Here is a 13,955-nt window from a genome sequence, read left to right as displayed (position 1 = left end):
TTAGACAATTTTGATACTGTTTTAGGCAATGGTGTTAATTTTTGAGTTGTTTCAGGTAAAACCCTTTCTTCTGAATGATTTACCTTTACATCTGGACGAGCTAATACTTTAGACGGTGAGACCACCGCCTGTTCTATCCTTTTGCTCGGCACAATCATTGGGCGACCATCTGGGCCAATAATCGTATAAAAACCATCTGCATAAACAGCAGAGTTAACTGCTATTGCAACAAAAAAAGTCGCAATAGCAAGTCTAGATCGAGACATCCGTTCGCAATGTAATTTTACCATTTTGTTCTATAATTTAAACCGAGTACTGTAACTTTGGTATTGGTTTTAACATCTAAGCCTGCATAAGGATTTAACAGGATATTATCCACACCACACTTGTTCGATAGGCTACTCGTACAGGCGGGAATATTATCTCGACTCCGTAAAAAACCAATCGAAAGATCCAGATCTGTATCTGCATCAAATCGGTATCCAACACCTAAGCCAAATAATTGCGCATTATTAATTGGAATCATTGTATTACGTTTATCGTTGGGAATAGCGCTAGCACGAGGCTCATAACCAGCGCGCAATTTTAAACGATCCGTTGCTGAATACTCTAAACCAATGCCCCAACTCCAAGGTGAAGTAAACTTTAATGGCAATGCTAAAGAGCTATCAGTCACATCGTTCGATAAAAGTTTGGCAACTTTTAATAAAGTAATCTGTCTATCAAATTCAAATTTAAACTTATCCCATGCTGCATAGTCAGTCCAACCTACATCAAAGTTAACTTGTAAATCGGGTAATATTTTATATTTAATACCTGCCTGAAAATGTGCTGGATATTCAAGATCCATTGCGACCAACCCAGACTCAGTATTTGGTACATTCCCTGGTAACCCAAGAATAGCTGCTAAAACCTGACCTGTAGCTGATGAGTTTAACCCCTTAATCAACTCTTGAGGAGCTCTGGCATTATTAATCAGATATTTCCCTTTCATACGCATTTTGGCAGAACTTTGATAGACCATTCCAAGGCCAAAATCATCCGTCGGCTCCCAAAGCAATCCTAAGTTATAACTAGGACTTAAAGATTGCTCCATTGAAACTTGAAGTGATCCCATTTTATTAAAGGGATTCATACCTTCTTGAGTATTACATAGACCAAATAACAATAGATTGGTAATCATATCATTATTGTCTTTAAACGGCCCACAAACTACATCATCGACCATACGCAATACCCCAATCATCTCGTTGGGAAATCGCAAATCTGTTTTCATAGCAAGAGCGTTATATGACATGCCAATAGATGCACCTACAGATAAATGGTCATTTACCTGATAGCCAAAGGATGGAGATAAATAAGTAATACGTTCTACAGCTACCTGCTGTCCCATATAGTTGCCAGCATTACCATTTTCAGCACCAAAACCAGCAATTAAAGGTGCATACATTGCAGTAGCATAGGTCAACTTTGAACCTGGAGGTTTGTAGGCAATCCCTGCGGTAGGTGCAACGAGTGGATAACCAGCCCCCAGATCAACCATTTTTTTAAGAATCGGTATATATAAGCTGGCATATTCAACATCCCCTCGTACAGGACCCTTAAAATCGGTACAAATATTGGCAGTAACTTCAGGGCCATCATTACAAACAAGAGGGTCATCTGAATAACCAAACACGTTATAGCCAGGAGGTGCTGAATACTCACGCTGAATATCGAAATTAGCTAAAATTCCTTGCACATCAGTTTGCAACCCATCAATCTTAGCTAAAGCTGCGGGGTTAAAATGAACTGCACTAATACCAGGCGGATCTGCAGTTACAGCATTCCCCATCGATAGTGAACGAATATCAACAGCTAAGTTTTGTCCTAATTGAGCATTGGCAAAGCTAGAAAAACCGGAGATAACAATTGCCGCCGTTAAAGGACATAATTTAGGATATTTCACCTGCATATCTCCTTATTTGGTTTTTTTGCCAAAACCTATAAAATCTAACGGGAAAGATAGCCCAAGTGAAACATCTGGTGCGTCTTCTGTTAAACCAATACCAACCGTACCATTAACAATGGTTTCAGGTGAAACACGTACACCTAAAGCAAAAGACAACATTGCACTACTTTGGTCTGGCGATTGATATGATTCACCATTATCAAATTGGAACTCAGCATCCATGTTAAAGCTTTGTTGATATGACATGGTTAAAGACACATCATAGTTAAATGAATAAGCAAAGCCGAATGAAAAACCACCACTAATACCAGGGTCAAAACTCTCTAGATAACGAGGACCGTTAGCTCCACTACCACGCGCTTGATTTAAACCTGTTTCTTTAAATCCATAATTCGCAGATGCAGAAGCAAATAGAACCACTGGATCGATATATTTACGGGTACTTGCCCCGATCCCCGCAGAGTAATAACCCTTACCAGTTGAAAGTTCATCTAAACCGATTTCATAAGGACTATCACCAGTTTTTGTTGATAAACTACCAAAAAGAACCAATGGTAAACGGCCTTGCTTTAAAGGGAATGGTTCCCAACGTGCACCTAAAGAAATATCACCCAAACCGGCCGCTGTCGTGTCTCGAACAATTTCAGACTTTGCAACAAAAGGAACAGTTGCTGACAAAGTTAAGTTATCTAATAGACCGTATTGAACAGTAAAGCTGTTAGTTAAAGTATGATTCGCATCTTCTTCAATACGTAAACGATTTAATTGAGATGAGTTATCTGCTAAAGCCAAATCAATTCGAGTATCACGATAATAGGTATAATCGAGATCGTAATATCCCGAAATTCCGCCCTTTTTAATCAATGAATATTGGCGCTCACTCGATGTAAATACTTCTTGTAAGTTCGTTTCTTGTGTCGCATCGCCTTCTTTTTTCTGTAAGGCAGTAGCGGCTTGATCAACTCCAGTATTTGCAGGGGCAGTAGCAGATTCAGGAGTTGCCACTTCGGTAGTCGGAGCCAGACTCACTTCTTGAGCTGAACCTGTCGCTGGTGTTACTTCTGCTGCTGTAATTGCTTCAGAAACAACTGCAGTATTTTGTGCTTCTGTTTGTGTAACTTGATCATTTGCATAGAGTGTGCTTGTAATGGCGCTCATACTTAATGCCAACACACTCATATTCATCCATCGATTATTCATATTTCTTCCCACCCAATGTATTTATTTTACTTAGTTCATATTGATTATTTACGCTTGTAGTAAAGACGCATATAGGTTTCTATCGGCTGATTATAAGTTGCAGAATTTGGGTCTTTATCTAGCACCCGTCGCATGGTTGAAGCTTTATTTGCTAAACGGTCATAATTAAATGTTGGATATTGCACATCCACAAAGGCATAACGGTTAACAGTTGCATCTTCCACATGGCGCATATCTGAATCTTTTAGGGCCAATAAGTCTTTACGTTGAGATTGAGGGACAGAAACAACAAATAATGTATTATTATCCCAAACCTCTTTAAAGCGATTTTCATCAAAGCTGATATTCCCTAATGCAGGGTCAGCAACATAGACTCGTCCATCTTTATAAGCTTTATATACGACAAAATGCTTAAAACCAGCATAAGAAATTGGAACAATCGCGGGCTGTCCAAGATTGACCAAATCTGAAAACTCGCCACGATATCCCCCACTATCCAAACCAATAGCAGTTACAAAGCGCTTCATATCAAGTAGTGAGAAGCTTCGGCGTTCAATAATCCGCTGATATTCACCATACTGTAGCAAGCCACTCATGGTCTGCTGCTCAGTCAAGCTGGTGCCCACATAACCATTTAGAAGTGTAGTAAGCGCTGCTGAACCACAGCTATAGTCATATGCCTGTCGAACGATACCGCGAAACTGGTCTTCTACAGCAGGTTTAATCCTAACTGGTTCAATATGATTACGGCGAAAAGATAAATTACGTGAATCGGCAGTCTCTGTGTAATAAACAGTTCCTGGTGGCTTTTTTTCTATTTCGAAGGCTTCTGTCGCAAAGTAATATATCAATGCTGAGCCCAAAGCAATCTCTAACATAAGCACTTGTTCTAAATGGTGGCCTAACCGGCCTTATTCATTTTATTCTTAGAGCAATAGCTCTACATCCCTGTGTGTTGAAGATACCTTTTTTTTTTGTAAAAAACAGCTTTTTTTTAATCTTTTTGATGAATGTATAGTTCTACTTTAATTAAAGTGTTAATTAACTCTCATTTTTAAATATCAGTAGTTTTAATACATCTATTATTTATATAATAATTTTATATTAAACAAATATATAAAATAATTTTCATTCAATAAAAAAAAGCGCGTATTAAACGCGCTTTTTTATTTTAAACTTTTAAATTAGTGACCTGAGATTGTAATTGTAGAAGTACCTACATTCAAACCTTGAATTTCAACATCACCAATTGAAGCATTAGCAGCAGCACCTAAATGTACACCTTGTACATAAACATTCATGCCTTGTGCACTATTATTTTGGATTTTCAAGCCAGTTGGTACAACTGAAATATTAGCATCAACATCTAAGTTACCAGTTGTGTTACCTGCACCACGAACCATAACTTTATCTAAGAAGATCTCACCACCACCTGCAGCATCTTTAATACCGAAGTTAGATAATGTTAAACCACCTTGTAAGCTTGAATTTACTTTGATCATTGCGCCTTGTGGAGTCGAACCTAACTGAACATTTGCCGAAATCGCGCCTAAAGACAGGTCTAAACCAGAGATGATTTCAGTTGGAGTAGTTTCAGTAATACCACGTACCGCAGTAGTTGTATTTAAAGTACCAGAAGTACCCACACCAATAGAACCAACACTTACATCAACTGCACCAACATTTGCAGCAACATTTAAAAATGCGCCATTTGTACCTGAAGCACCAACGCTATCAATTTTAAGGTCTAACAAATTAGCAGTTTGATCAACCTGTGTAACAGATACACCGCTTACTACAATCGCACCAGCTGTTGCTGCAGCCCCTGTAATACCGGTAGCAGGATCTAAACCATCGTTGTCATGAATAAATACTTTATCGATAGTAATACCACCAGCGCCTAAAGCGATACCGATGTTAATACCATCTTGACCTGTAGCAGCGCTTAGTGCAGCATCGTCCATGGACTGCATTGCCATTGCATTTGCACTGATAGCTAAAGAAGAAACTAAAGCAAGTTTAGTGAATATTTTCATTGAGCACTCTCCCAAGAGCATTTATTTTTTGACTTTAACCACTCTATTGTCTCAAGTTGCATTTTTCTTTATATGGCAACCGAAACTTCCAATCCTTGAGTAGTTTTGCTTAGCAATTACTAAATTACATCTACGTTACTTTTTGTTCAACTAGTGTTGTGCATTTTTTGCCAACTACCCGACAAACGGTACACTCAATTTATTTCACTTTTAGCCTCCAAATACAACCCAATTCCACACTAAAATTCGACTATTTTTTCAGCGAAAAGTACCTCACTTATAAGTCTCCTCCCTGATGATCCATAAGTTGTAGTAAACTAATATTTCCCTCATTAACTATTTTCTTATTTAAAAATGTCTCAGTTAAAGAAAAAAATCTCATTACATAGTAAAAATGCTGCCGAGATTTTAAAAAATTTACAAGGATTAACTGGGCTCATTTATTTAAATGACAATAACAATCCTATTATTGGCTTTCTTCCTCAACAATACATTCTTATTCAAAATAAAAATGATTTATTTTTTCAGCGTCAAAACTTTAATGAATATAAAAATATATCAAAATCGAATCAGTTATTAGATTTTATTCAACTTAAAGAAAATAATTTTAAAGAAAATAAAGATAGCGACTCGATAACAATTTTTAACGGTGGCTATATCGGTTTTATTAGTTACGATTTTGCTGCACATCAATTTATTAATACTCAAACTCATATACAGCCATCTTTATTCTTAGGCCAATATCGTTCTTTTTTAAAATATATAGATAATGATTGGTATTTTTTTAGTGATGAAGTAGATGCACTAGATCTATTCAAATACATTGAAATGAAATTAGAGAATTTTAATTCTAATAAATCTAGAAATATATTTGAATTAAAAACTTCTATTCAGCCAAGATGGTCCAAAGAAAAATATTTTGAAGCTTTTAATAAAATACAAGAATACATTAAAGCTGGAGATTGTTATCAAATTAATTTAACCCAAGAATTTAAAGCCGATTTTAAAGGATCCTTATTAAATAAAGCAGAAGATTTATGGAATCTTACTAATGCACCATATGCAGGTTATTTAAAATTAGATCAATTTGAATTATTAAGTTGTTCTCCTGAGCTTTTCATTGAATTCAATCAAAATAAACAAATTAAGACCAGACCTATTAAGGGAACCATGCCTCGATATGAGGATAGTGAAAAAGATTTTATTTCTAAACAAACTTTAAAAAACTCGAAAAAAGATCAGGCAGAGAATGTCATGATTGTTGATTTATTACGTAATGATTTGAGCATTTATGCCAATACCGGGTCGGTAAAAACAACGCAATTATTCGAGATTGAAAGTTTTAATCAAGTACATCACATGGTAAGTGAGATCGTTGCGACTCTTAAAGATGATATTAACCCTATGCAAATGTTGCTCTCTGCTTTACCAGGGGGATCAATTACAGGAGCCCCAAAAATTCGGGCAATGCAAATTATTGAAGAATTAGAAGAAGAAGCAAGAGGTGCATATTGCGGGACATTAGGTTACTTCAATTTTGATGGAACGGGTCGCTGGAATATTCTTATCCGTAGCTTTCAACAATATCAGAATCAGCTTTCTTTGTGGGCCGGCGGTGGTATTACGATTGCCTCAAATGCAGAAGCAGAATATCAAGAAAGCCTTGATAAAATCTCTGCCATGCTGAACTTGATGAACAGCACAGCAGAATAAAACTTAAAGAATATCTTGTTTTAACGTTTGCACTAAACGCATATTCTGCTCATCAGTACCCACTGTAATACGCAAAAACTGATTAATACGAGACTTATTGAAATAACGCACAATAATACCTTGTTCACGTAATTTCTGGGCGAGTTTGCCTGCATCATGGACTGAGTGTGAAGCAAAAATAAAGTTCGCTTTAGATGGCAAAACTTTAAAACCCAAGGCAGTTAATTCATCTACTAACTTTTCACGACTAGAAATAACTTTCTGTAGTTGTTCTTCAAAATAAGTCTGATCTTCAAAAGAAGCTACCGCAGCCGCAATTGCAAAACGGTCAATAGGATATGAATTAAAACTATTTTTTACAGCTTCAAGCGCCGCAATTAAATGTGGCTGAGCGATTGCAAAACCAACGCGCAAACCAGCTAATGAACGAGATTTTGAGGTTGTTTGACACACAACCAGATTCTCATAACGATTTACTAAACTCACCGCAGACTCGGCACCAAAATCAACATAAGCCTCATCTATTACCACCACCCGATCTGGATTTGCTTTTAAAATTTGCTCTATATCTGGCAAATTCATTGCAATACTGGTTGGTGCATTAGGGTTTGTAATAACAATCCCACCATTTGGTTGTATATAGTCCTTAGCTTCTATCTCGAAATTCTCATTAAGTGGAATTTCTTTAGTTTTTGTTCCAAAGAACTGACTATAAACTGGATAAAAACTATAAGTAATGTCTGGATAAAGAATCGGTTCGTCTTGAAGAAAAAAAGCTTTAAAAATATGAGCAAGTACTTCGTCTGAGCCGTTACCAACAAAAACCTGAGAAATCTCAATATTCTGTTGCTTAGCAATCGCTTGTTTTAAAGCTGTTGCATCTGGGTCTGGATATAAACGCAATGCATCAGCTTGATGGGTTAAAACAGCTTGAACTGCTTCAACTACTTTTGGTGATGGCGGATATGGGTTTTCATTCGTATTAAGTTTCAATAAATTCTGAATTTTAGGCTGTTCACCAGGAACATAAGGCTCTAATTCACGAACTTCTGGACTCCAAAAGCGCATTTGTGCTGTAGATAAAGTCATGGTCTTATCTCAAAAAAGGGCTGAAAATCAGCCCTGAGTAATAATTAAAAAACTACAAGGTTTAAAGCTTATTGATAACGATAGCGAGCTGAGCGTGCATGGGCATCTAAGTTCTCTTGAACTGCCAATATGTCGGCTGTTTTAGCTAAGGTTTTAACCCCATCTTTCGAACACATAATTAGGCTCGAGCGTTTTTGAAAGTCATAAACGCCTAATGGAGAAGAAAAACGAGCAGTTCCAGATGTCGGCAATACATGATTTGGGCCCGCACAATAGTCACCGATTGCTTCAGGTGTATAACGCCCCATGAAAATTGCTCCAGCATGACGAATATCTTCGCTCATCGCTTCGGCATCATCTAGGCATAGTTCCAAATGCTCTGGTGCAACCTGATTAATCAGCTCAATTGCTTCTGCACGGTCTTTGACTAATACCAATGCACCACGGTTTTCAATTGAAGTTCGCGCAATATCTGCCTTTGGCAATTCATTTAAATGCTTTTCAATTGCCAACTCTACTGCATTGAGCAAAGCTTCATCTGGAGTTATGAAAATAGCTTGAGCAACTGTGTCATGTTCAGCTTGGGATAAAACATCCATCGCTAACCAATCTGCATTATTCTCACCTTCTGCATATACTAAAATTTCAGAAGGTCCAGCAATCATATCGATGCCGACTTGACCAAATACAGCACGTTTAGCAGCTGCTACAAAACGATTCCCTGGCCCAGTAATTTTATCTACAGCCGGAATTGTCTGTGTACCATAAGCTAAAGCTGCTACAGCCTGCGCACCACCAATGGTAAAAACTCGGCTGACTCCAGCAAGGTAAGCTGCCGCAAGAACTAATGGGTTTAATTCACCATTTGGTGTAGGCACAACCATAATAATTTCGGGTACACCCGCAACATGAGCAGGGACAGCATTCATTAGAACTGACGATGGATAAGAAGCCAAACCACCAGGCACATAAATACCGACACGGTCTAGAGGTGTAACTTTTTGCCCTAATGTATTGCCCAAGTCATCTATATAAGTCCAGCTATCTTGTTTCTGAGCTTCATGAAATGTACGAATACGCTTTGCGGCTAACTCTAGAGCATCACGAATTTCTGGGCTTAAACTGTCAAAAGCAGTTTTAAGTTGTTCTTGAGATAATTCTAAATCTGAAAATTGATGTGCAGGATGTCGATCGAACTGTTGAGTAAGCTTTAAAACATGATCATCACCATGCTGACGAACATCAGCAATAATTTGATCTACTGTTTGCACTAAATTAAGATCATTCACAGTTTCGAATGCTAAAAGCTCAGCAAAAACCTGTTTGAAGTTCTGATCTTGAGTCGATAAACGTCGCATCAATTTACCCACAAGGCGAAAAAGAAAAAGTAAGTTTACTCTTTTTCTAAGCGCTTGTGGGCATCATCTAGCTTAACTATTGCAAAAGCATGATGGGAAATTGCTTTTAACGCGATTGAACAGCTTGTTCAAGCTGCGAAATGATTGGATTTAACAAAGTTTGTTTACGTTTAAAACTGGCTTTATTTACAATTAATCGAGAAGATACTTTGCAAATCTCCTCTAATGGCTCAAGACCATTCGCTCTTAAAGTATTGCCAGTATCGACCACATCTACAATGTAATCACCCAACCCAACTAAAGGTGCTAGCTCCATAGAACCATAGAGCTTAATAACATCGACTTGTTCACCTAAGCTTGCATAATACTGACGTGTAAGATTGACATATTTCGTGGCAATTTTTAAACGACCCTTTGGATGCTCCATGCCTACTTTACCAGCTGTCATTAACTTACATTTAGCAATTTGCAAGTCAAGCAACTCATATACATGCTGAGCTCCATGCTCCATCAATACATCTTTACCTGCTACACCTATATCTGCCGCACCATTTTCTACATAGGTTGGTACATCAGATGCACGTAAAATCAAAATACGTACTTGCTTATGCGTAGTAGGAAAAATGAGTTTACGAGACTTTTCCGGATCTTCGAGCAAATTAATACCCGCTGTAGCCAATAAAGGTAACGTCTCTTTTAAAATACGCCCTTTACTTAATGCCAAGGTCAAACCATGATCAAAATTACCCATCACATCAAAATTAGGATCATCGTTTCTTACATCATTCATTAACTTACTCGCTTAATTTTGGCACCTAAACCTTGAAGTTTCTCTTCGACATGTTCATAACCACGGTCAATATGGTAGATACGATCAATTAAGGTATCACCCTCTGCAACTAAAGCAGCCAGAACTAAAGAGAATGAAGCACGTAAATCTGTTGCCATAACAGGCGCTGCCTGTAAAGTTTCAACTCCGGTTACGACAGCATCGTGACCTTCTACCTGAATATTAGCACCCATGCGTGACAATTCAGGAACATGCATAAAACGATTTTCAAAGATCGTTTCAGAGATTGTCGCGAATCCACGGCCAATAACATTTACTGCCATCAGTTGTGCTTGCATATCAGTTGGAAATTCTGGATGTGGCAAAGTTCTAAAACTTACAGCTTTAGGGCGTTTGCCCAACATATCAAGTTCAATCCAGTCATCACCACGAGTGACTTCAGCACCCATTTCTTCAAACTTATCCAGAACAGACTCAAGTAATGCTGGATCAGTATGAGTTGTTTTTATACGGCCACCCGTAATTGCAGCAGCTGCTAAATAAGAACCTGTTTCAATGCGATCAGCAACAACAGCATATTCACAGCCATGCAAACTTTCTACGCCAGTTACAATAAGAGTATCTGTATCAAGGCCTTCAATCTTAGCACCCATTTTAATTAACATTTGAGCAAGGTCAGTGATTTCAGGTTCACGAGCTGCATTACGAATAGTCGTAACACCGTCTGCTAATGCTGCTGCCATTAAGATATTTTCAGTACCGCCAACAGTAACCATATCAAAAACAACTTCACCACCTTTTAAGCGACCATCAACTGAAGCATGGACATAACCATTTTCAACTTCAATATGTGCACCTAAAGCTTCTAAAGCTTTTAAATGCTGGTCCACAGGTCTTGAACCAATCGCACAACCACCTGGTAAAGAAACTTTAGCATTACCATAACGTGCTAATAATGGTCCTAAGACCAAAATTGAGGCACGCATCGTTTTTACCAATTCATAAGGTGCAAACTGATTATCTAAAGTAGAGGTATCTGCTTTTACTGTGTCATTTTCATAGCCAATCGTTACCCCTAATCCACCAATTAGCTTTACCAACGTATTAACATCTTTAAGATTTGGGACATTGGTTATTGTAATTGGAGAGTCTGCAAGAATAGTTGCAGCAAGTAAGGGTAAAGCCGCATTTTTAGCACCAGAAATGCGCACTTCACCTTCGAGCTTAACACCACCCGTAATTAAAAATTTATCCATTAAAATTTAAGCTCCGAAAAGGCTTGCTTTACGCCATTCATCTTTGGTCATTGCACGAATTGTTACTGCGTGAACTTCCCCACTTGCAATATAAGTATTTAATGGTGCATAAACTAATTGTTGACGAGCCACTGTACGCTTACCTTCAAATTGATCATCCACAATACGGAGGTCAAATTTTCCAGCCTGTCCGCTCACCGCTACTTCCGCTACTGGGAAAGCTTCTTTTAAAATTTGAGTGAGCTGTTCACTATTCATTGCAAAGACCTCTGACACACCTAAGGGGTAAAACGGAGTATTTTACTATAACTTTTTCCAAGAATTCAGTACGTGTTTCTATTTTATCAATAAAAAAGAGGCTATCTTTCAAGCCTCTCTTAGTTTCACAAAACTTATTAAACAGAAACAGTAACTTGCGAATAAGTACATTGCATTTTACGATATCTTAATAATTGTTTTTTTAATTTTTCAGTCAATTTTTTAATTGAAGTATACATATCATCAGCGGTTGCCTGAGCAAACAACTCAACCCCAGGCAATCTTACGATAGCCTCTGCAACATGATTTGAACTGCCCTTATGAGAGCGCTTATCAATTTGATGATCTTTCGTTAATTTAATCTGCATACTGTTCACCTGATCTAGGTGTTTCGTTAATTGATTAAATTTTGATTTAATATTTTCTTCTATAGCTGGTGTAATTGCTAAATGATGTCCACGAATCGTTATTTGCATAATTCTATCCCTCACCTTTTTTAGGTTATTTAAAGAAGAACCAAAACGATTTAATGCTATCAAAAAGAAACTTAGAACAATTAAACCATTTTAGCGACTCCTCTTGGTGAAATTAAAATTTCATTATTTCGTAATAATGAATCTCTAGAATAGCCATACTTCAAAATTCAGATCAAGACTTTTCTTTCAGACGATGAAGGAATATGTAACGATTCTCGATATTTTGCGACTGTTCTTCTTGCTACTTCAATTCCCTCATCTTTTAATAATGTAGCAATTACATTATCTGACAAAGGTTTACGCGGATTTTCACTTGCTACCAGCTTTTTAATCATTGCACGAATAGCAGTGGAAGAAGCCTCTCCTCCAGAGGTAGTACCTACATGACTAGAGAAAAAATATTTCAACTCAAAAAGGCCACGTGGGGTAAGCATATACTTATTTGTGGTTACGCGAGAAACTGTAGACTCATGCAATTCCACTTCTTCAGCAACATCTCGAAGAACCAGCGGTTTCATTGCTTCAGCACCTATTTCCAAAAAAGATTTTTGATGCTCAACAATACAGGACGCCACTTTTAATAGCGTTTTATGTCTTTCATCAATACTTTTAATAAAGTTTTTTGCTTCAAGCATCTGATTACGTAAATATAAATTGTCTTCACTTTGATCTGCTCTACGAATCATACTAGAGTAAAAAGTATTAATTCTTAGTTTAGGTAATATATCTGGGTTTAGTTGAACCTGCCAATGCAAATCTTTTTTAGAAACCACCACATCGGGAATTTGATAATTTGATTCTTGTTTATCAAATTCCATCCCCGGATACGGTTTCAATGTTTTTAAAAGATTGATTGCAAACTTCAATTGATCTTTCGTTAGACCTGTCTGCTTGAGTAATTTATTTAGATCATTTGCTATTAAAAGTTCATAATGTTGCAATAGGCTTTTTGCCTCGTTGAGATATTCAACGTCTTTCGATAAAAATTCGAGCTGTATTTTTAAACATTCTGCTAAATTACGTGAACCGATTCCTAATGGATCAAGTCTTTGAATATGCTTTAAAACAACCAAAACTTCATCTTCTTCTATCTCTTCTCCAATATCCATTTCATCCAATAATTGCTGTGATGCTAAAATGATTTCCTCTAATTCAGCATCCAAGAATCCTTTATCATCTAATGCATCAACAATACAGTAAGCAATTAATTGATCTATTTTAGAAAAGTGTAAGAGATTAACTTGTTCTAAAATATGTTCTTTTAAAGATAATTGAACTTGGCGATTATCCTCTCGCTCTTCAAACTCTGGAGTTGCCAAAGCGGTTGATTGATGAGTATAAATATCATCCCACTCAGTATCGACTGGTAAATCATCAGGCAAATGATTTGCATTTAATTCAGTTGTTAAGTCATCTGATTCTTTACTTTCTAATGTAGACAGACTTTCTATTAATGTTTCTTCTTCTATTTTTTCAAGTAAGGGATTACTATCTAGTTGGATCTGAATTTCCTGTTCAAGCTCTAAACTAGAGAGTTGTAACAAACGAATCGCCTGCTGCAATTGAGGTGTTAACGATAGAGAATTCGCAACTTTCAACCCAACAGATAATTTCATATATTTCAGATTCCATTAAACAAGCAAAAATCATGCCTATTCAACATTTATAACATATAGTTTCTATTTATCATATAGATCAGTTTGAAATTTTCAGAAGAAAAAATAGCTTTTTAAATTAAAATGCCTTATCACAGAATAGTGTTATTAAATTAATTTTAAAAAATATGTCCTCAAACAATTATAAATTTCTTTTTATTGGTGTTTATTTA

12 protein-coding genes and 1 pseudogene are annotated in these 13,955 nt (G+C 36.9%); 1 reads left to right on the top strand and 12 read right to left on the bottom strand.

The genetic code is table 11. From position 1 onward, the window contains the following. The 5 genes and pseudogenes from MSG66_RS12250 to MSG66_RS12230 all read right to left on the bottom strand — a co-directional run. Positions 1-266: pseudogene (locus tag MSG66_RS12250) on the bottom strand (protein FilE); the annotation flags it as partial. A gap of 17 nt (positions 267-283) precedes the next feature. Then, complete coding sequence (locus MSG66_RS12245) at positions 284-1,948, bottom strand: OmpP1/FadL family transporter (RefSeq protein WP_324654248.1); 1,665 nt, start codon at positions 1,946-1,948, stop codon at positions 284-286. 12 nt (positions 1,949-1,960) lie between these two features. After that, positions 1,961-3,151, bottom strand: a complete 1,191-nt coding sequence (locus tag MSG66_RS12240; RefSeq protein ID WP_324654247.1) for a transporter — start codon at positions 3,149-3,151, stop codon at positions 1,961-1,963. A 44-nt stretch (positions 3,152-3,195) separates the two neighbouring features. Further along, on the bottom strand, positions 3,196-4,029 hold the full coding sequence (locus MSG66_RS12235; RefSeq protein ID WP_324654246.1) for a C39 family peptidase: 834 nt from the start codon (positions 4,027-4,029) through the stop codon (positions 3,196-3,198). 306 nt (positions 4,030-4,335) lie between these two features. Continuing rightward, entirely contained in the window at positions 4,336-5,187 is an 852-nt protein-coding gene (locus tag MSG66_RS12230; RefSeq protein WP_197730939.1) for a DUF6160 family protein, read from the bottom strand. A 354-nt stretch (positions 5,188-5,541) separates the two neighbouring features. Here MSG66_RS12230 and MSG66_RS12225 point away from each other — a divergent pair, with 354 nt between their 5' ends. Next, positions 5,542-6,900 carry an anthranilate synthase component I family protein gene (locus tag MSG66_RS12225; RefSeq protein ID WP_133975283.1) on the top strand — a complete coding sequence of 453 codons (1,359 nt, stop codon included), beginning with the start codon at positions 5,542-5,544 and terminating at the stop codon, positions 6,898-6,900. A 3-nt stretch (positions 6,901-6,903) separates the two neighbouring features. Here the strand turns inward: MSG66_RS12225 and hisC are convergent, their stop codons facing one another. The 7 genes from hisC to MSG66_RS12190 form a co-directional block, all read right to left on the bottom strand. After that, positions 6,904-7,989, bottom strand: coding sequence for a histidinol-phosphate transaminase (gene hisC, locus MSG66_RS12220; protein ID WP_133975285.1), 1,086 nt, complete (start codon positions 7,987-7,989; stop codon positions 6,904-6,906). 68 nt (positions 7,990-8,057) lie between these two features. Continuing rightward, a complete protein-coding gene (gene hisD, locus MSG66_RS12215) occupies positions 8,058-9,347 on the bottom strand; it encodes a histidinol dehydrogenase (protein WP_324654245.1) in 1,290 nt (429 codons plus the stop codon). 106 nt (positions 9,348-9,453) lie between these two features. Next, entirely contained in the window at positions 9,454-10,137 is a 684-nt protein-coding gene (gene hisG, locus MSG66_RS12210; protein ID WP_003655841.1) for an ATP phosphoribosyltransferase, read from the bottom strand. Continuing rightward, entirely contained in the window at positions 10,137-11,393 is a 1,257-nt protein-coding gene (gene murA, locus MSG66_RS12205; RefSeq protein WP_005043032.1) for a UDP-N-acetylglucosamine 1-carboxyvinyltransferase, read from the bottom strand. Before murA ends, hisG begins: the two co-directional genes overlap by 1 nt. A 6-nt stretch (positions 11,394-11,399) precedes the next feature. After that, positions 11,400-11,651 carry a BolA family iron metabolism protein IbaG gene (ibaG, locus tag MSG66_RS12200; RefSeq protein ID WP_004794487.1) on the bottom strand — a complete coding sequence of 84 codons (252 nt, stop codon included), beginning with the start codon at positions 11,649-11,651 and terminating at the stop codon, positions 11,400-11,402. A 137-nt stretch (positions 11,652-11,788) separates the two neighbouring features. After that, positions 11,789-12,127, bottom strand: coding sequence for a ribosome hibernation-promoting factor, HPF/YfiA family (gene hpf, locus MSG66_RS12195; RefSeq protein ID WP_133975289.1), 339 nt, complete (start codon positions 12,125-12,127; stop codon positions 11,789-11,791). A gap of 167 nt (positions 12,128-12,294) precedes the next feature. Further along, positions 12,295-13,743 (bottom strand): RNA polymerase factor sigma-54, encoded by a 1,449-nt coding sequence (locus MSG66_RS12190; RefSeq protein ID WP_324654244.1) that lies wholly within the window; start codon positions 13,741-13,743, stop codon positions 12,295-12,297. Between the last annotated feature and the right edge of the window lie 212 nt (positions 13,744-13,955).

Source organism: Acinetobacter sp. IK31 (assembly GCF_035615195.1).
Classification (GTDB): Bacteria; Pseudomonadota; Gammaproteobacteria; order Pseudomonadales; family Moraxellaceae; genus Acinetobacter; species Acinetobacter calcoaceticus_C.
This window is presented reverse-complemented; position numbering and strand designations above follow the sequence as displayed.

Bases quoted from the DNA above. Each gene is read 5' to 3' on its own strand.
- hisD (WP_324654245.1), bottom strand. From the start codon at position 9,347: ATGCGACGTTTATCGACTCAAGATCAGAACTTCAAACAGGTTTTTGCT.
- hpf (WP_133975289.1), bottom strand. From the start codon at position 12,127: ATGCAAATAACGATTCGTGGACATCATTTAGCAATTACACCAGCTATA.
- MSG66_RS12230 (WP_197730939.1), bottom strand. From the start codon at position 5,187: ATGAAAATATTCACTAAACTTGCTTTAGTTTCTTCTTTAGCTATCAGT.
- MSG66_RS12190 (WP_324654244.1), bottom strand. From the start codon at position 13,743: ATGAAATTATCTGTTGGGTTGAAAGTTGCGAATTCTCTATCGTTAACA.
- ibaG (WP_004794487.1), bottom strand. From the start codon at position 11,651: ATGAATAGTGAACAGCTCACTCAAATTTTAAAAGAAGCTTTCCCAGTA.
- MSG66_RS12225 (WP_133975283.1), top strand. From the start codon at position 5,542: ATGTCTCAGTTAAAGAAAAAAATCTCATTACATAGTAAAAATGCTGCC.
- MSG66_RS12240 (WP_324654247.1), bottom strand. From the start codon at position 3,151: ATGAATAATCGATGGATGAATATGAGTGTGTTGGCATTAAGTATGAGC.
- hisC (WP_133975285.1), bottom strand. From the start codon at position 7,989: ATGACTTTATCTACAGCACAAATGCGCTTTTGGAGTCCAGAAGTTCGT.
- MSG66_RS12235 (WP_324654246.1), bottom strand. From the start codon at position 4,029: ATGTTAGAGATTGCTTTGGGCTCAGCATTGATATATTACTTTGCGACA.
- murA (WP_005043032.1), bottom strand. From the start codon at position 11,393: ATGGATAAATTTTTAATTACGGGTGGTGTTAAGCTCGAAGGTGAAGTG.
- hisG (WP_003655841.1), bottom strand. From the start codon at position 10,137: ATGAATGATGTAAGAAACGATGATCCTAATTTTGATGTGATGGGTAAT.